The sequence below is a fragment of the Bradyrhizobium sp. USDA 4501 genome, from assembly GCF_054062115.1.
Genome location: NZ_JBSSEX010000001.1, coordinates 5,288,460 through 5,304,534 on the forward strand (window position 1 = coordinate 5,288,460; position 16,075 = coordinate 5,304,534).

At 64.9% G+C, this 16,075-nt stretch carries 15 protein-coding genes and 1 pseudogene; 12 read left to right on the forward strand and 4 right to left on the reverse strand.

Translation table 11 applies throughout. The annotated features are described in order from the left end of the window. Positions 1-121: 121 nt before the first annotated feature. From ACVWZM_RS24075 to boxB, 3 genes are all read left to right on the forward strand, one after another. A complete protein-coding gene (locus ACVWZM_RS24075; RefSeq protein ID WP_253588711.1) occupies positions 122-931 on the forward strand; it encodes an alpha/beta fold hydrolase in 810 nt (269 codons plus the stop codon). Positions 932-1,107: 176 nt separating this feature from the next. Further along, positions 1,108-2,796 (forward strand): 2,3-epoxybenzoyl-CoA dihydrolase, encoded by a 1,689-nt coding sequence (gene boxC / locus ACVWZM_RS24080; protein ID WP_456855136.1) that lies wholly within the window; start codon positions 1,108-1,110, stop codon positions 2,794-2,796. A 21-nt stretch (positions 2,797-2,817) separates the two neighbouring features. Continuing rightward, on the forward strand, positions 2,818-4,254 hold the full coding sequence (gene boxB, locus ACVWZM_RS24085) for a benzoyl-CoA 2,3-epoxidase subunit BoxB (protein WP_200844636.1): 1,437 nt from the start codon (positions 2,818-2,820) through the stop codon (positions 4,252-4,254). Between the two features lie 197 nt (positions 4,255-4,451). On the opposite strand, the pseudogene ACVWZM_RS24090 reads toward boxB, so the two are convergent. From ACVWZM_RS24090 to ACVWZM_RS24105, 4 genes and pseudogenes are all read right to left on the reverse strand, one after another. After that, a pseudogene (locus tag ACVWZM_RS24090) lies at positions 4,452-4,741 on the reverse strand (type II toxin-antitoxin system RelE/ParE family toxin); the annotation flags it as partial. Beyond that, a complete protein-coding gene (locus tag ACVWZM_RS24095) occupies positions 4,738-5,046 on the reverse strand; it encodes a type II toxin-antitoxin system RelB/DinJ family antitoxin (RefSeq protein ID WP_253588712.1) in 309 nt (102 codons plus the stop codon). The pseudogene ACVWZM_RS24090 and the gene ACVWZM_RS24095, both read right to left, overlap by 4 nt. Positions 5,047-5,183: 137 nt before the next feature. Further along, positions 5,184-5,984, reverse strand: coding sequence for an SDR family NAD(P)-dependent oxidoreductase (locus ACVWZM_RS24100; protein ID WP_057019459.1), 801 nt, complete (start codon positions 5,982-5,984; stop codon positions 5,184-5,186). A gap of 170 nt (positions 5,985-6,154) precedes the next feature. Next, the gene (locus ACVWZM_RS24105; protein ID WP_057019458.1) at positions 6,155-7,213 is read right to left on the reverse strand and encodes a polysaccharide deacetylase family protein; all 1,059 of its coding nucleotides are present in this window, start codon (positions 7,211-7,213) and stop codon (positions 6,155-6,157) included. A gap of 169 nt (positions 7,214-7,382) precedes the next feature. Here ACVWZM_RS24105 and ACVWZM_RS24110 point away from each other — a divergent pair, with 169 nt between their 5' ends. The 9 genes from ACVWZM_RS24110 (at position 7,383) to pstC (ending at position 16,075) form a co-directional block, all read left to right on the forward strand. Further along, positions 7,383-8,777: an OmpA family protein gene (locus ACVWZM_RS24110; RefSeq protein ID WP_456855137.1), complete on the forward strand. Its 1,395-nt coding sequence runs from the start codon at positions 7,383-7,385 to the stop codon at positions 8,775-8,777. A 2-nt stretch (positions 8,778-8,779) separates the two neighbouring features. Further along, complete coding sequence (locus ACVWZM_RS24115) at positions 8,780-9,076, forward strand: hypothetical protein (RefSeq protein ID WP_057019456.1); 297 nt, start codon at positions 8,780-8,782, stop codon at positions 9,074-9,076. Between the two features lie 107 nt (positions 9,077-9,183). Further along, complete coding sequence (locus tag ACVWZM_RS24120; RefSeq protein WP_057019455.1) at positions 9,184-9,774, forward strand: TetR/AcrR family transcriptional regulator; 591 nt, start codon at positions 9,184-9,186, stop codon at positions 9,772-9,774. Continuing rightward, positions 9,771-10,679: a haloalkane dehalogenase gene (locus tag ACVWZM_RS24125; protein WP_456855138.1), complete on the forward strand. Its 909-nt coding sequence runs from the start codon at positions 9,771-9,773 to the stop codon at positions 10,677-10,679. Before ACVWZM_RS24120 ends, ACVWZM_RS24125 begins: the two co-directional genes overlap by 4 nt. A gap of 19 nt (positions 10,680-10,698) precedes the next feature. Further along, positions 10,699-10,929, forward strand: coding sequence for a SelT/SelW/SelH family protein (locus ACVWZM_RS24130; RefSeq protein WP_456855139.1), 231 nt, complete (start codon positions 10,699-10,701; stop codon positions 10,927-10,929). Between the two features lie 328 nt (positions 10,930-11,257). Then, entirely contained in the window at positions 11,258-12,313 is a 1,056-nt protein-coding gene (locus ACVWZM_RS24135) for a putative bifunctional lysylphosphatidylglycerol flippase/synthetase (RefSeq protein ID WP_026192163.1), read from the forward strand. An 84-nt stretch (positions 12,314-12,397) separates the two neighbouring features. After that, positions 12,398-13,711: a sensor histidine kinase gene (locus ACVWZM_RS24140; RefSeq protein ID WP_456855140.1), complete on the forward strand. Its 1,314-nt coding sequence runs from the start codon at positions 12,398-12,400 to the stop codon at positions 13,709-13,711. Between the two features lie 135 nt (positions 13,712-13,846). After that, positions 13,847-14,857, forward strand: coding sequence for a phosphate ABC transporter substrate-binding protein PstS (gene pstS, locus ACVWZM_RS24145; RefSeq protein WP_076830985.1), 1,011 nt, complete (start codon positions 13,847-13,849; stop codon positions 14,855-14,857). A 228-nt stretch (positions 14,858-15,085) separates the two neighbouring features. Beyond that, positions 15,086-16,075 carry a phosphate ABC transporter permease subunit PstC gene (gene pstC, locus ACVWZM_RS24150; RefSeq protein ID WP_057019452.1) on the forward strand — a complete coding sequence of 330 codons (990 nt, stop codon included), beginning with the start codon at positions 15,086-15,088 and terminating at the stop codon, positions 16,073-16,075.

Here is a 16,075-nt window from a genome sequence, read left to right on the forward strand (position 1 = left end):
CCGGGACCCATACGCCGCGGCCTTCGTTTCGAGAGGCGCTGTTCAACAGCTTTGCGCAACAACTAACGCCTGTGGTTATGGGTCCCGGCTTTCGCCGGGACGACGATGAGGAAGGCCTACCATGACAAACTTGAAACCCTCCGGCTTCCTCAGCATCGACGGCGCCGATCTCGAATACCGCATGATCGGTCCCTCGCCGGACGCGGCGCCGACCATCGTGATGCTGCATGAAGGCCTCGGCTGCGTCGGGCTGTGGGGCGACTTCCCCGAGAAGCTGCAGGCGGCGACCGGCGCCGGCGTATTCGTCTATTCGCGATCAGGCTATGGCGCCTCGTCGCCGGCGCAGCTGCCGCGTCCGGTCGACTACATGCATCGCGAGGCACTCGACGTGCTGCCGAAATTGCTCGACCGGATCGGCTTCCGCCGCGGCTTGCTGCTCGGTCATTCCGACGGCGCGTCGATCGCGGCGATCTATGCCGGTGCGCATCAGGACCATCGCCTGCACGGCCTGGCGCTGCTGGCGCCGCACTTCATCGTGGAGGACATTTCGGTGAAGTCGATCGCCGAGATCAAGACGGCGTATGAGACCACCAATCTGAAGGAGAAGCTGGCGCGCTGGCACAAGGACGTCGACAACGCCTTCTATGGCTGGAACGGCGCCTGGCTCGATCCGGCATTCCGCGACTGGGATATCTCCGACTATCTCGCCTATATCCGCGTGCCCGTGCTGATCGTGCAGGGCGCGGCCGACCAGTACGGCACCATGCGCCAGGTCGAGATCGCCCAGGAGGAGTGCTACTGCCCGGTCGATGTCACGGCCATCGATGGTGCCGGCCATTCGCCGCATCGCGAGGCGCCCGCGGTGACGCTCGAGGCGGTCGCCGAATTCGCCAAAGCGGCGCTGCGCGACGACCCGGCACTGGCGGCCTGACCTTTGGTGCCGGTGCCAGGTCATTGGCCGAGCGAGTGAATTTCGTGAACATGAAACAAAATGCATGTTTTTGCGTTTTGAACTAGACCAGATCAAAAACATGCATTATTGTGCATGAAGACCTCGACGACGAACCTTCAAACGAACAACAGCAAGACAACAGATAAGGGTGGCCCATGGCTGGTGACGAGCGCGTCCTTGCAGGCGGGGCGAAGTACATCGACTTCCAGACCGACCCGTCGCGCTACCGGCACTGGAAGCTCGACGCTGCGGGCGACGTCGCGACGCTGACCATGGACGTCGACGAGAACGCCGGCCTGTTCGAAGGCTACCAGCTCAAGCTCAATTCCTATGACCTCGGCGTCGACATCGAGCTTGCCGACGCCGTGCAGCGGCTGCGCTTCGAGCATCCCGAGGTCAAGGTGGTGGTGATGCGCTCGGGCAAGAACCGGGTGTTCTGCGCCGGCGCCAACATCCGCATGCTGGCGGGCTCGACCCATGCCCACAAGGTCAACTTCTGCAAATTCACCAACGAGACCCGCAACAGCCTGGAAGACTCCAGCGAGAATTCCGGGCAGAGCTTCATCACCGTCGTCAACGGTACCGCGGCCGGCGGCGGCTATGAACTGGCGCTCGCGACCGACCACATCATGATGGCCGACGACGGCGCTGCCGCCGTCGCGCTGCCGGAAGTGCCGCTGCTCGCGGTGCTGCCGGGCACCGGCGGGCTCACGCGCGTCGTCGACAAGCGCAAGGTGCGCCGCGACCATGCCGATTTCTTCTGCACCATCGAGGAAGGCATCAAGGGCAAGCGCGCCGTTTCCTGGCGCCTGGTCGACGAGATCGCGCCGAACTCCAAGCTCGAGGGCAAGCTGGCCGAGCGCGTCAAGGAATTCGCCGCGAAGTCGAAGCGCAACGGCGCCGGCAAGGGCATCGCGCTGGCGCCGCTGACGCGCACCATCGACGACAGCGCCATCCGCTATGGCTTCGTCAGCGTCGACATCGATCGCGCGGCGCGCATCGCCACCATCTCGATCAAGGCGCCGGAAACCACGGCGCCCGCCGACATCGACGGCATGATCGCGCAGGGCGCTGCGTTCTGGCCGCTGCAGGTCGCCCGCGAGCTCGATGACGCGATCCTGCATCTGCGCATCAACGAGCTCGAGATCGCGATGCTGGTATTCAAGAGCCATGGCGACCGCGCCAATGTCGTGTCCTATGATGCGTTCCTGGAGGCCAACAAGGCGCACTGGCTGGTCAACGAGGTCAGGCATTACTGGAAGCGCGTGCTCAAGCGCATCGACGTCACCTCGCGCACGCTGGTGACGCTGGTCGAGCCCGGCTCCTGCTTCGTCGGCACGCTGGCCGAGCTCGTGTTCGCCGCCGACCGCTCCTACATGCTGATCGGCCAGAAGCAGGGCGACAACCGCCCGCCGCCGGCGATCGAGCTGACGGCGATGAATTTCGGGCCCTATCCGATGAGCCACGGCCTGACCCGACTGCAATCGCGCTTCCAGGCCGATCCGTCGGATCTGGAGCGCGCGCAAGGCTCGATCGGCAAGGCGCTCGACGCGGAGGAGGCCGAGGAGCTCGGTCTCGTCACCTTCGCGCTCGACGACATCGACTGGGACGACGAGGTCCGCGTGTTCTTCGAGGAGCGCACCTCGTTCTCGCCCGACGGTCTCACCGGCATGGAAGCCAATCTGCGCTTCGTCGGCCCGGAGACCATGGAATCGAAGATCTTCTCCCGCCTCACGGCGTGGCAGAACTGGATATTCCAGCGGCCGAACGCGGTCGGTGAGGACGGCGCACTGCGCCGCTACGGCACCGGCCAGAAGGCGCAATTCGACATGACGCGAGTTTAAGGGAGCACGGCCATGAACATCATGAACGTCGATTACTCGACCAAGATTCCGAACAATGTGAATCTCGCCGAGGACCGCCAGGTGCTCAAGGCGCTGGAAGGCTGGCACCCCGGCTACATGGACTGGTGGAGCGACATGGGTCCGGACGGCTTCCAGGAATCGCTGGTCTATCTGCGCACCGCCTATTCGGTCGATCCGCGCGGCTGGGCCAAGTTCGACTATGTGCGGATGCCCGAATATCGCTGGGGCATCTTGCTCGCGCCGCAGGAAGAGAACCGCGTCATTCCGTTCGGCGAGGACTATGGCAAGCCGGCCTGGCAGGAAGTCCCCGGTGAGCACCGCGCCATGCTGCGCCGCCTGATCGTGATCCAGGGCGACACCGAGCCGGCCTCGGTCGAGCAGCAGCGCCATCTCGGCAAGACCGCGCCCTCGCTCTACGACATGCGCAACCTGTTCCAGGTCAATGTCGAGGAAGGCCGCCATCTCTGGGCGATGGTCTACCTCTTGCAGAAGTATTTCGGCCGCGACGGCCGCGAGGAGGCCGATGATTTGTTGCGCCGCCGCTCGGGCGACGCGGATTCTCCGCGCATGCTAGGGGCCTTCAACGAGGCGACGCCGGACTGGCTGTCGTTCTTCATGTTCACCTACTTCACCGACCGCGACGGCAAGATGCAGCTGCACTCGCTGGCGCAGTCGGGCTTCGATCCGCTGTCGCGCACCTGCCGCTTCATGCTGACCGAGGAAGCCCACCACATGTTCGTCGGCGAGACCGGCATCACCCGCGTCGTGCAGCGCACCTGCGATGCGATGAAGGAAGCCGGCATCATCGATCCGAACGACATCGCCAAGATCCGCGCGCTTGGCGTGATCGACCTGCCGACCATCCAGAAGAAGCTGAACCTGCACTATTCGCTGTCGCTCGATTTGTTCGGCTCGGAAGTGTCGACCAACGCGGCCAATGCCTTCAACGCCGGCATCAAAGGCCGCTACAAGGAGACCACGATCGACGACGACCATCAGCTCAAGAGCTCGACCTATCCGGTCATGAAGATGGTGGACGGCCAGATCAAGATGGTCGACGAGCCGGCGCTGACCGCGCTCAACATGCGGCTGCGCGACGACTACACGCAGGATTGCGTCAAGGGCATGCTGCGCTGGAACAAGGTGATCTCGACCGCCGGCATCGACTACAAGCTCGCGGTGCCGAACACTGCCTTCCACCGCCAGATCGGCGAGTTCAAGGACGTCCATGCGACGCCCGATGGCCTCTTGATCGACGACGCCACCTGGGCCAAGCGCAAGAACGACTGGCTGCCGTCGACCGCGGACGGCGACTTCATCGCCTCGCTGATGAAACCGGTGACCGAACCCGGCCAGTTCGCCTCCTGGATCTCGCCGCCCAAGGTCGGCATCGACAACAAGCCGGGCGACTTCGAGTATGTGAGGATCGAGAGCTGATCGGCGCGAGCATGATCCGGAAAAGTGTGACGCGGTTTTCCGAAGAGATCATGCTCAAACAACGGATAGGTCATGATGCGAAAATCGGATCGTGACCTAACAGTTTCTTTCCGCAGGGAGAGAACAGGAAGGGGCGAGCCGAAAAGGTCCCGGGGCTCGTCCCTTTCTTTTTGGTCAGATGCCGGTACGGAGGCGCGGCCGTCATTTGTAAGTTCGTCGGGCCACATCTGCGCACCGTGAAGCACGCGCAAGATGCGAACGGTCTCACCGTCAACAAGGTACGCCGTGACATAAGGTGTGCGCGGGATGACCAACTCGCGCGTGCCGGCAACACGCCCGGGCCGGCCACAGGAAAGTCGAGCAGGCGCCGCGCAGCATCGGCAATCTGTTCGTCAACATGGACCGCCGCGCGAGGATTCTCGGCCTCGATGTAGCTGAAAATGTCGTCGCGATCGGATAACGCGAAGCGCGACCAGACGAGTTTCACCGCTTACGCCTTGTCGCTTTTCGAAGCGCGGCGGCGCGGCGTTGCGCGAAATGCGCTTCGACCTCGGAATCATCGAGACCGGGCCGGGCATCCGCCAACGCCTGGTGCACCTTCTCGCGAAACCAGCTGTCGTAAGCCTGGCTGTTGCTCACGAGTTCCAGTGGAAGCATTCCTTCATTGGCCGTGCGTGTCAGCAGAATCCGCACGGCGTCGGATACCGTGAGACCCATGTTCTCCAGAACCTCGGTGGCCTTTTCCTTTACGTCCGCATCGATGCGGGTTTGGACCAGGGCATTCGAAGCCATAGCGATCTCCTTCACTCGCATCCAATGTAATGCATTTGAATGACAAGCGCCCATAGCCCTATGGAAGCAGGTGAGCCAGCGACGAAAACGGCCCGCCCTTCGGCGGAGCCGTTGCCGTAGGTCGGTCGCGCGGCCGCTTAGCCCGCGATCTCCAGCCCTGCCGTCGCATAGACCACGCCGCCATCAACCGCGACGGTGTTGCCCACGACATAGTCGCCGGCGCGCGAGGCGAGATAGATTGCGGTACCCGCCATATCCTCGTCGGTGCCGACGCGCTTCGCCGGCACGCGCTTGGCGACCTCGTCGGCGTGGTCGCGCGCGGCGCGGTTCATGTCCGACTTGAAGGCGCCGGGCGCGATCGCGGTGACGTTGATGTTGTCCTTGATCAGGCGGGTCGCCATGCGGCGCGTCAGATGGATCACCGCAGCCTTGCTGGCGGCATAGGAATAGGTCTCCATCGGGTTGACGAAGATGCCGTCGATCGAGGCGATGTTGATCACCTTGCCCGGCTTGTCGTGCGTCGCCGCCGCACGCAGCGGCTTGGCCAGTGCCTTGGTCAGGAAGAAGATCGACTTGACGTTGAGGTTCATCACCTTGTCCCAGCCGCTCTCCGGAAATTCGTCGAAGTCCGCGCCCCAGGCCGCGCCGGCATTGTTGACGAGGATGTCGAGTTTCGGTTCGCGCTTGATGATCTCGCCCGCGAGCTTCTCGCAGCCCTCGACGGTCGAGATGTCGATCGGCAGCGCGATGCATTCGCCGTCATAGGCGGCGGACAGCTCCTGGGCGGTCGCCTCGCAGGGACCTGCCTTGCGCGCGGTGATATAGACCCTGGCGGCACCCTGCGCGAGGAAGCCGGCCGCGATCATCTTGCCGATGCCGCGCGATCCCCCGGTCACCAATGCGACGCGGCCCTTCAGCGAGAACAGATCCTTGAACATGCGCTCCTCCTTTGCGTTGCCAGTGGTTCTGGGCGCGCCCGGGGAACGAGTCAAGGAGAGGGAAGGGATCGGTAGCCCGGATGCAGCGGAGCGAAATCCGGGGAAAATGCTGTCCGCGGATGTGACTGTCCCGGATTACGCTTCGCTGCATCCGGGCTACGAAGAGTAGCTTACGCCGCGTCGATGCGGCGAAAGCCGTTCCACACCGCTGTAGCGGCGCCTGATGTCAGCACCGGCAGCAGGCGCGCGTCCTGGTAATTGCCGTTCAGCGAGACCCGCTGCAAGGCGGTCAGATGGTCGGCGCTTTCGGGAAACAGCATGCCCGGCCGCGTCGTCACCGCGGTCCGAAAGCCGATCGACCGGGCGAGGGCGAATTCACGCTGCCCGGCGGCGATCCGGTCGCCATAGGGATAAGCGAGATGCAATGCCGGCCGCTGCAGCGCATCCTCGATCCGCGCTCGGCTGGTTGCGAGCTCGAACGATGCGATGGTCTCGCTCTGCTTGGCGAGATTGCAATGGGTGATGGTGTGCGCGCCGATCGTCACCAGCGGATCCTCGGCAAAGCCGCGCAACTCGTCCCAGGACATGCAGAGCTCGCGCGCGATGCCGGTCTCGTCGACGCCGTGACGGGCGCACAGCGCGGATATCTCGGCCTGCATCGCCTGCTCGCCGGGCAGTGAACGCAGCCAGTCGTGGATGCGGCCGAAGGCAGTACGCTTGGCCTGCGGTGTCGCAGTGTCGATCCGCGTCATGGTGCCGTCGATCGGCACCTCGATCGCGGACGCCGCCGCGATCACCCGCTCCAGCGCGATCCACCACAATCTGCCGCAGCCCTCGGCGAAATCGCTCGCGACATAGACCGTGAACGGGGCGCCGAACTCGCGCATCACGGGCAGCGCGAAATCGCGGTTGTCGCGATAGCCGTCGTCGAAGGTAAAGCAGGCGAAGCGCCGCGCGAAATTCCGTTCGGCGAGACGGCGATGCGCCTCGTCGATGCTGATTACGTCGACGTCGAGCGCGCGCAGATGCGTCAGCATCGCGCGCAGGAAGTCCGGCGTGACCTCGAGATGATGGTTCGGCTGGAACGCGTCGCCGCGCCGCGGGCGGACGTGGTGCAGCATGAAGATGGCGCCGACGCCGGCGAAGATCGGCCGCAGCAGGATATGCGCACCCGAGAAATACAACGCCTCCATGCCGGCACGGATCACGGTGTTGCGGAGTTGTTTCATGTGGGCGCGGGCCGGCCGATTTGCATTCCGCGGCAAACTTAGCGAAAGACCACTGAAGAAACTGTTATCCCGGTCCGACATGGCGCCCCCGCCATGGCGCGTCATTTGGGGTTTGACAGTCAGCCAAGGGTTTGTTTTCTCTCTGGTTCCCGACCCCGCAGGACGCTGAATGCACGGACTTTTCAAGTGGAGTAGCAAGTGGTGGCCGGGGGTGATTCCACTGGTCGTGCTTTGGGGTATCGCGGCCTGGACGAGCACCACAACGGTCGAAGCGGACCTTGCCGCGCGCTCTAATGCCGCACTGAAGGACACCGTCCTCGACAAGCGCCGCATCAGCGTCGACGGCCGCGACGTGACGTTCGCGGCCAACGCCTTCTCCGAAGACGGCCGCCTCAGCGCGGTGGCGTCGGTCGAAGCCGTGCCCGGCGTGCGGCTGGTCAACGACGAGACCCGCCTTGTTCCCGAAGCCAAGCCATTTGTCTGGTCCGCCGAACGCGACGTGGTGCGGGTCACACTCGGTGGCAATGCGCCGCTCCCGTCGAGCAAGGGCAAGTTGACCGAGGCCGCGAAGGCCGGTCTCGGCGGCGTCGAGGTGGTGGATCAGATGGTGCTCGCCCGCGGCGCGCCGCTGCGGTTCGACGCGGCGGCGCTGCTGTTGCTCGACCAGATCGGCAAGCTGAAGGAAGGCAAGATCACGCTGACCGACAACAAGGTCAATCTCGCCGGCATGGCGCGCGAGCTCGGCGGACGCGAAGCGGTCGCCGCGGCGCTGAAGAACCTGCCGGAAGGCTATTCGATCGCCGCCAACGACACCAAGGCGCCGCCTTACGTGTTCCAGGCCTACAAGGACCCGGTTGCGGTGACGCTGACGCTGACCGGCTACGTGCCCGACAACAACGTACATGCCGCGCTGGTCGCCGCCGCCGGCCGCAAGTTCTTCAGCGAGAAGGTGGTCGACAATCTCAAGGCCAGCATCGGCGCGCCGTCGGGTTTCGCGGCCGCGGTGGGGCCCGCGCTCGGCGCGCTGTCGCGGCTGTCGACCGGAACGCTGGTGGTATCGGACCGCGAGGTGAAGCTGTCGGGCGATGCGCTCTACGATGCCGCCGCCGGCCAGATCCGCGACGGGCTCGGCAAGGATTTTCCGCAGGGCTGGCAGTACAAGGCCGAGGTCACGGTCAAGCCGGCGGCTGCCCCGGTCGATCCCACGGTGTGCCAGCAGCTGTTTTCCGAAATTCTCTCGAAGGGCAAGATCCGCTTCGAGTCCGGCAAGGCCGACATCGTGCCGGATTCCGCCGGCCTGCTCGACCGCCTGATCGAGACCGCGTTGCGCTGCCCCAATGCGACGATCGAGATCGCCGGCCATACCGACAGCGACGGCGAGGAGGCCGCCAACCAGGCACTGTCGGAACGCCGCGCGCAGGCCGTGGTGGATTACCTCGTGCGCGCCGGGCTGCCTGCCAGCCGCTTCACGCCGATCGGCTATGGCAGCACGCAGCCGCTGGCCGGCAACGAGAGTGAAGACGGCAAGGCGCAGAACCGCCGCATCGAATTCGTGGTGAAGTAGCGATGACCGTGCTCGCGACATTCTTCTGGGGTTGGCTGCTCGGCGCGGCGCTGCTCGGCTTTTGCATGGGCTGGATCGCGGTGGTGCATCGGGCGCGGGGCGTCTCGAAGGTCTGGATGCGCTGGCTGGCGCTGCTCGCCGCCGCGCTGGTGGCGGCGTCGTTCGCGCGGATCGTGCCCGGCCGGTTCGGCTACTGGCTCGATCTCTTCCTGGTCATGTTCGCGCTCTATCTCGTCGGCTGCGCGATCGGCTCCTGGCTGCGCGACTGGGTGGTTTCGCGCAGCAAGCCCGCGAGCTGACCTCAATCCCCTGATCCGACAGGCCTGAGCGGCGTCGCCAAGCGCAGGGCGAACTGCATTGATTTTAGTGCTTGACAATAATACGTACGTACGTATTAAATCCGTCCATGCCAAAACCCTCTCTCCGCGATGCCATCCTCGACGCCGGCCTGAAGGAAATGTTCCGGACCGGCTATCACGGCACCAGCGTGCGCGACGTCACCGCCGCCGCCGGCGCGCCGCAGGGCTCCTTCACCAACCATTTCCGCTCGAAGGAGCTGTTCGCATCCGAGGTGCTGGACCGCTACTTCGTCTATGTGCGCGGCCTCGTTGCCGAAGCGCTGGGCGACACGACGCTGACGCCGCGCGAAAGGCTGAGGAGCTATCTCGATCTGATCACCGGCAAGCTCGCGCATGACGGCTTCACCCGCGGCTGCCTGATCGGCGATTTCAGCCTCGAGGCGTCGGGCTCGAGCGAGATGCTGCGCGAGCAGCTCGACGACATCTTCCGGGAATGGCGCGCGCCGTTTGCGGCCTGCATCGCCGAGGCTCAGGCCAAAGGCGAGATCGCCTCCGACTTCGATCCCGATCAGCTGGCCGATTTCCTGCTCGCATCCTGGCAGGGCGCGATGCTGCGCATGAAGGTCGAACGCAGCGAAGCTGCGCTGACGCGTTTCAAGACGATCGCATTCCAAACCGTGTTCAAGGAGTTGCCATGACCAGATCCCCCGATATCAGCCTGCATCATCGCGCCGTGCTTGGGTCTACGATGGCCTATCGCGAGATCGGCCGCAGCGACGCGCCGCACGTGCTGTTCCTGCACGGCAATCCGACGTCGTCCTACATCTGGCGCAACATCATGCCGCTGGTCGCCCCCGTCGGGCACTGCATCGCGCCCGACCTGATCGGCTACGGCCAGTCCGGCAAACCCGACATCGGCTATCGCTTCTTCGACCAGGCGGACTATCTCGATGCGCTGATCGACGAGCTGGGCATTGCCTCGGCCTATCTCGTCGCCCAGGATTGGGGCACGGCGCTCGCCTTCCACCTCGCGGCACGCCGTCCGCAACTGGTGCGCGGGCTCGCCTTCATGGAGTTCATCCGCCCGATGCGCGATTGGTCGGACTTCCACCAGCACGACGCCGCGCGGGAGACGTTCCGGAAATTCCGCACGCCGGGCGAGGGCGAAGCGATGATCCTCGACAACAATGCGTTCGTCGAACGCGTGCTGCCCGGCTCGATCCTGCGCACGCTCGGCGACGAGGAGATGGCCGCCTACCGCGCGCCGTTTGCGACGCGAGAGAGCCGCAAGCCGACCTTGATGCTGCCGCGCGAGCTGCCGATCGCCGGCGAGCCGGCCGATGTCGCCGAGGCGCTCACGGTGGCGCATGCGGCGCTCGCGGCATCGACCTATCCGAAGCTGCTGTTCGCGGCGACGCCCGGGGCGCTGGTGTCACCGGCCTTTGCCGCCGAATTCGCCAAGACGCTCAAGCATTGCGCGGTCATTCAACTCGGTGCGGGCGCGCACTATCTGCAGGAGGATCATCCGGAGGCGATCGGCCGCTCTGTGGCCGGCTGGATCGCCGGCGTCGAGGCTGCCTCCGCGCAGCGCCACGCCGCATGAGGGGCACGGAGCGCGTGACATGAGGGATGTCTCGATCACCTATTGCCGGCCGTGCGGCTACGAGAAGCGTGCCAAAGAGGCCGCGGCGCTGTTGCGCGAGCGCCTCGGCGTCGATGCGACGCTGATCCCCGGCAAGGGCGGCATCTTCCAGGTCAAGCTCGGCGACGAGGTTGTCGCCAGGCGCACGAAGGGACATTTTCCCGATGCCGCCGAGATCGTCGCCGCGGTCACGGCCGCGCGGGATTGCTGATCGGCGGAGCGCCTCTCGGCGGGTACGGAAGATCATTCTCTATTCGGCCGTGCCGGTACTTCACCGTAGTTTTCCGGATGGCCTTGCGGACCGTTCGGCGGGCTAACTGCCGCACGCGCATGTCAAGTCTTGTCGAAGGCGGCGGGAAACGCGCATATTTGTGCACCCGCTGTCATGAATCATCCGTAATATCTTGAAGATGCGCGTTTTATTGTCTTTTGACGAATTCCACTCCGGTTTAAAACGCGCTACACGGGCCAGGGCACAGCGAAGCGCCGGCGGAGATCGCCCGGGGGCCGTCGTCGCGGGATCGCAATTCGAGGTCTAGATGCTGGAAGCAATACGCAGGGCGATGGCGTTTCTGCGCCAGAAGCAAATCCTGCATCGGCTGGGTGTTGTCATCAGCATCGCCGTCATCGGCATCGCCTGCTACGTCCTTTATCACATGCTGCGCGGCATCGACACCAACGAGGTGCTCGAGGCCATCAAGAGCACCGAGCCGCGGCAGATTGCCCTGGCGGGACTGTTCGTCGCGGCGGGCTACTTCACGTTGACCTTCTACGATCTGTTCGCGGTGCGCGCGATCGGCCACGCCCATGTGCCCTATCGCATCAACGCGCTCGCGGCCTTCACCTCCTATTCGATCGGCCACAATGTCGGCGCCAGCGTCTTCACCGGCGGCGCGGTGCGCTACCGGATCTATTCGGCGTGGGGGTTGAATGCGATCGACGTCGCCAAGATCTGCTTTCTTGCCGGGCTCACCTTCTGGCTCGGCAATGCCGCGGTGCTCGGGCTCGGCATCGCCTACCACCCGGAGGCGGCCGCCAACATCGACCAGCTGCCGCCCTGGCTCAACCGGGCGCTGGCATTCGCGATCATCACCGCGCTGGTCGCCTATGTGGTCTGGGTCTGGACCCAGCCGCGGGTGGTCGGCCGTGGCCCCTGGACGGTGACCCTGCCGGGCGGCCCGCTGACGCTGCTGCAGATCGCGATCGGTATCCTCGACCTCGGCTTCTGCGCGCTGGCGATGTACGTGTTGGTGCCGGACGAGCCAAATCTCGGCTTCGTCGTGGTCGCGGTCATCTTCGTGTCGGCGACCCTGCTCGGCTTCGCCAGCCACTCCCCCGGCGGCCTCGGGGTATTCGACGCCGCCATGCTGGTCGGCCTCTGGCAGATGGACCGCGAGGACCTGCTCGGCGGTATGCTGCTGTTCCGGCTCCTCTACTATATTGCGCCGTTCGTCATATCTGTAATCTTGCTGACGTTTCGGGAGGTTATCGTCGGCGCCCGACTCAAACGGCTGCCGCAGGCTGATTCGGGTCCCCGCGCCGAGCCGCACCATGAGGCGGTTCTGGTTCGAAAGCGCGGTGACTCCGGGGTCTGATGAAGCGGCCCGATGCCTCCCGAGGGAAGGTCGCTATGACCGCGCCTGGGCGAGACATGAACCGACGGGATGAAAGCCGCCGCGATGGCAATTGACGATTCGCATTCCTCCATCTTCTCGCCCTGGCCCGACCGGTTGCGCCATTCCGCGCTGATCCTGCTTGCCGCAGCGCTGGCCTTGAGCGTGGTGGTCGCGCTCGGCGAATTGTCGCTGGTGCGCGCCTGCGCCGTGTTCGTCTGCATCGCGGCCGCGGCGCTGGTGCCATGGCGGCTGCATGATGCCGGAACCTCGCGCGAGGATGTCCGCGGCGTCAATCCGGTCGAGGCCGCCGCCGTCAGCGCGGTCGTCGCCGGCATGCCGGATCCGGCCGTATTGCTCGATCGCGCCGGCCGCGTCATCCATCTCAACGCCGCAGCGGCGCAGCTCGCGCCTGCGCTGCGCAAGAACGAACTGGCGCAATTTGCCCTGCGCTCGCCGGAGATCATCACCGCGCTGCGCGAGGCGATCGCGACCACCGAGCCGCGCCGCGCCACCTACACCGACCACGTTCCGGTCGATCGCTGGATGGAACTGGTGATCACGCCGGTGCCGGTGCCGACCCAGTTCGGCGGCACCGAGAAGTGCATGCTGATGACCTTCCACGACCTGACGCCGCTGCGCCGGGTCGAGGAGATGCGAGCCGACTTCGTCGCCAATGCCAGCCACGAGCTGCGCACGCCGCTCGCCGCCTTGTCCGGCTTCATCGACACGCTGCAGGGGCCGGCGCGCGAGGACGCGCGGGCGCGGGAGCGCTTCCTCGGCATCATGCACACCCAGGCGACCCGCATGGCGCGGCTGATCGACGATTTGCTGTCGCTGTCGCGGGTCGAGTTGTCGGCCCATGTGCGGCCCGAGGCCTCGATCGACATCGTGCCGATCATCCGCCAGGTGGCCGACGGGCTCGAGGCACTGGCCAGCGAGCGCCAGGTCGAGATCGATGTCGACCTGCCTCACGCCCCAGTCATGATCGCCGGCGACCGCGAGGAACTGCTCCGCCTGTTCGAGAACCTGATCGAGAACGCCCTCAAATACGGCGCCTCCGGGGGCCGCGTCATAGTGTCGCTGAATCAGGCCGTTTCGGGCGCATCGGGCGAGGGGGCCCCCGAAATCCGTGTCATGGTACGGGATTTCGGCCCCGGCATCGCCCCCGAGCACCTGCCGCGGCTGACCGAGCGCTTCTACCGGGTCGACGTCGGCGACAGCCGCAACCAGGGCGGAACGGGCCTCGGATTATCGTTGGTGAAACATATTCTTAACCGTCATCGCGGGCGTCTTTTGATCGAGAGCGTGCCGAAGAACGGGGCCACTTTTACCGCCTGTTTTCCCCGGCCGAAGACCCCGTTACCAACTCAAAGCTAAGCGTTTTCAGAAGCTTAGTACTGTCATCCAACTGTCATCCAACCTTCGTAAAAGCAGCACCGACCGCTCCTAGATGGACCGGCGTGAGCGCGATCGGGCGCATTCGGCGCTTCGCTCACTGGATGGAGACCACCCATGAATTTCATCAAAGCAATCGTCGCAGCCGGCGTGATCGCCGCTTCGACGTCGGCCTTCGCTGCCGATATTACCGGCGCGGGCGCGACGTTTCCGTTCCCGATCTATTCGAAGTGGGCTGACGCCTACAAGAAGGAGACCGGCAACGGTCTGAACTACCAGTCGATCGGCTCCGGCGCCGGCATCAAGCAGATCCAAGCCAAGACCGTGACCTTCGGCGCCACCGACGCGCCGCTCAAGCACGAGCAGCTCGAGAAGGACGGCCTCGTCCAGTGGCCGATGGTGATGGGCGCGATCGTCCCGGTCGTGAACCTCGAAGGCATCAAGCCGGGTGACCTGATCCTGTCGGGCGAAGTGCTCGGCGACATCTATCTCGGCAAGATCACCAAGTGGAATGACGCGGCGATCGCCAAGCTCAATCCGAAGCTGACCCTGCCGGGCGATGCCATCACCGTCGTGCGCCGTTCGGACGGTTCGGGCACCACCTTCAACTTCACCGACTATCTCTCCAAGTCGAACGCCGACTGGAAGTCCAAGGTCGGTTCCGGCACCGCGGTCGAATGGCCGGTCGGCGTCGGCGCCAAGGGCAACGAAGGCGTTGCCGGCAACATCAGCCAGACCAAGAACGCTATCGGCTATGTCGAGTATGCCTACGCCAAGCAGAACAAGCTGACCTACACCGGGCTGGTCAACAAGGCCGGCAAGACCGTGCAGCCGACCATGGCTGCCTTCCAGGCTGCCGCCTCGAATGCCGACTGGGCCAAGGCTCCCGGCTACTACGTGATCCTGACCGACCAGCCGGGCGAAGCCTCCTGGCCGATCACCGCGGCGACCTTCATCCTGATGCACAAGGACTCGACCGACAAGGCGGCCTCGCAGGAAGCGCTCAAGTTCTTCAAGTACGCCTTCGAGAAGGGCGACAAGGCGGCCGAAGAGCTCGACTACATCCCGATGCCGGACTCGGTCGTCAAGCTGATCGAGAAGACCTGGTCGTCGGACATCAAGAGCTAAGTCCGACGCTGCGACAGGGCCTGTGCCGACTCGATCGCGGCACAGGTCGAGCGACCAAGACCCGGTCTCCATCACCGCGGCAACAAGCGCGGGATCGAGGCCGGGGTTCGCGCCTCAGGGGCGTGGCTGGAACGACGGCGCCCGGCCAAATGCGTCAGTGAAGATCGCTTCGGGGCGTAGCGGTTTGCGTGGCTTTTGCATACTAAAGAGGGGATTGGCGTGGCAGACATGGCTGTTCAGAGCGATGTGATGGAAGCCGCGGGACCTTACGATCGCGCCAAGGCCCTCAGCGCCTTCAAGCTCGGTGACCTCACCTTCTATTGGATCACCCGTATCTCGGCGATTTCGGTTCTGTTGATCCTCGGCGGCATCATCCTGTCGCTGATCGTCGGCGCCTGGCCGGCGATGAAGGAATACGGCTTCGCCTTCCTCTGGACGCAGCGCTGGGCGCCCTCGGCCGATCCACCGGTGCTCGGCGCGCTCGGCCCGATCTACGGCACGCTGATCACCTCGGTCATCGCGATGCTGATTGCCATTCCGGTCGGCATCGGCATCGCCGTGTTCCTCACCGAGCTCTGCCCGCAAATGCTGCGCCGCCCGATCGGCATCGCGATCGAGCTGCTCGCCGGCATCCCCTCGATCATCTACGGCATGTGGGGCTTCTTCGTGCTCGGCCCGTTCCTGGCCAACACGTTCCAGCCCTTCATGATCCGGATCTTCGAGGGCGTCCCGGTGCTGGGCGCGGTGTTCGCAGGCCCGCCGTCCTATCTCAGCCTGTTCAACGCCGCGCTGATCCTTGCGATCATGGTGCTGCCCTTCATCACCGCGATCTCGGTCGACGTGTTCAAGACCGTGCCGCCGGTGCTGAAAGAGGCCGCCTACGGCATGGGCTGCACCACCTGGGAAGTCGTCCGCAGCGTCGTGATCCCCTACACCCGCGTCGGCGTGATCGGCGGCATCATGCTGGCGCTCGGCCGCGCCCTCGGCGAGACCATGGCGGTGACCTTCATCATCGGCAACTCGTTCCGGATCTCGTCGTCGATCTTCGCGCCGGGCACCACGATCTCGGCGGCGATCGCCAGCGAATTCGCCGAGAGCGACGGCCTGCACCAGTCCGGCCTGATCCTGCTCGGCCTGCTGTTGTTCGTGCTGACCTTCTTCGTGCTCGCCGGCGCGCGGCTGATGCTGATGCGGCTTGAAAAGAAGGCGGGGAAGTAA

Bases quoted from the DNA above. Each gene is read 5' to 3' on its own strand.
- ACVWZM_RS24075 (WP_253588711.1), top strand. From the start codon at position 122: ATGACAAACTTGAAACCCTCCGGCTTCCTCAGCATCGACGGCGCCGAT.
- boxC (WP_456855136.1), top strand. From the start codon at position 1,108: ATGGCTGGTGACGAGCGCGTCCTTGCAGGCGGGGCGAAGTACATCGAC.
- boxB (WP_200844636.1), top strand. From the start codon at position 2,818: ATGAACGTCGATTACTCGACCAAGATTCCGAACAATGTGAATCTCGCC.
- ACVWZM_RS24095 (WP_253588712.1), bottom strand. From the start codon at position 5,046: ATGGCTTCGAATGCCCTGGTCCAAACCCGCATCGATGCGGACGTAAAG.
- ACVWZM_RS24100 (WP_057019459.1), bottom strand. From the start codon at position 5,984: ATGTTCAAGGATCTGTTCTCGCTGAAGGGCCGCGTCGCATTGGTGACC.
- ACVWZM_RS24105 (WP_057019458.1), bottom strand. From the start codon at position 7,213: ATGAAACAACTCCGCAACACCGTGATCCGTGCCGGCATGGAGGCGTTG.
- ACVWZM_RS24110 (WP_456855137.1), top strand. From the start codon at position 7,383: ATGCACGGACTTTTCAAGTGGAGTAGCAAGTGGTGGCCGGGGGTGATT.
- ACVWZM_RS24115 (WP_057019456.1), top strand. From the start codon at position 8,780: ATGACCGTGCTCGCGACATTCTTCTGGGGTTGGCTGCTCGGCGCGGCG.
- ACVWZM_RS24120 (WP_057019455.1), top strand. From the start codon at position 9,184: ATGCCAAAACCCTCTCTCCGCGATGCCATCCTCGACGCCGGCCTGAAG.
- ACVWZM_RS24125 (WP_456855138.1), top strand. From the start codon at position 9,771: ATGACCAGATCCCCCGATATCAGCCTGCATCATCGCGCCGTGCTTGGG.
- ACVWZM_RS24130 (WP_456855139.1), top strand. From the start codon at position 10,699: ATGAGGGATGTCTCGATCACCTATTGCCGGCCGTGCGGCTACGAGAAG.
- ACVWZM_RS24135 (WP_026192163.1), top strand. From the start codon at position 11,258: ATGCTGGAAGCAATACGCAGGGCGATGGCGTTTCTGCGCCAGAAGCAA.
- ACVWZM_RS24140 (WP_456855140.1), top strand. From the start codon at position 12,398: ATGGCAATTGACGATTCGCATTCCTCCATCTTCTCGCCCTGGCCCGAC.
- pstS (WP_076830985.1), top strand. From the start codon at position 13,847: ATGAATTTCATCAAAGCAATCGTCGCAGCCGGCGTGATCGCCGCTTCG.
- pstC (WP_057019452.1), top strand. From the start codon at position 15,086: ATGGCTGTTCAGAGCGATGTGATGGAAGCCGCGGGACCTTACGATCGC.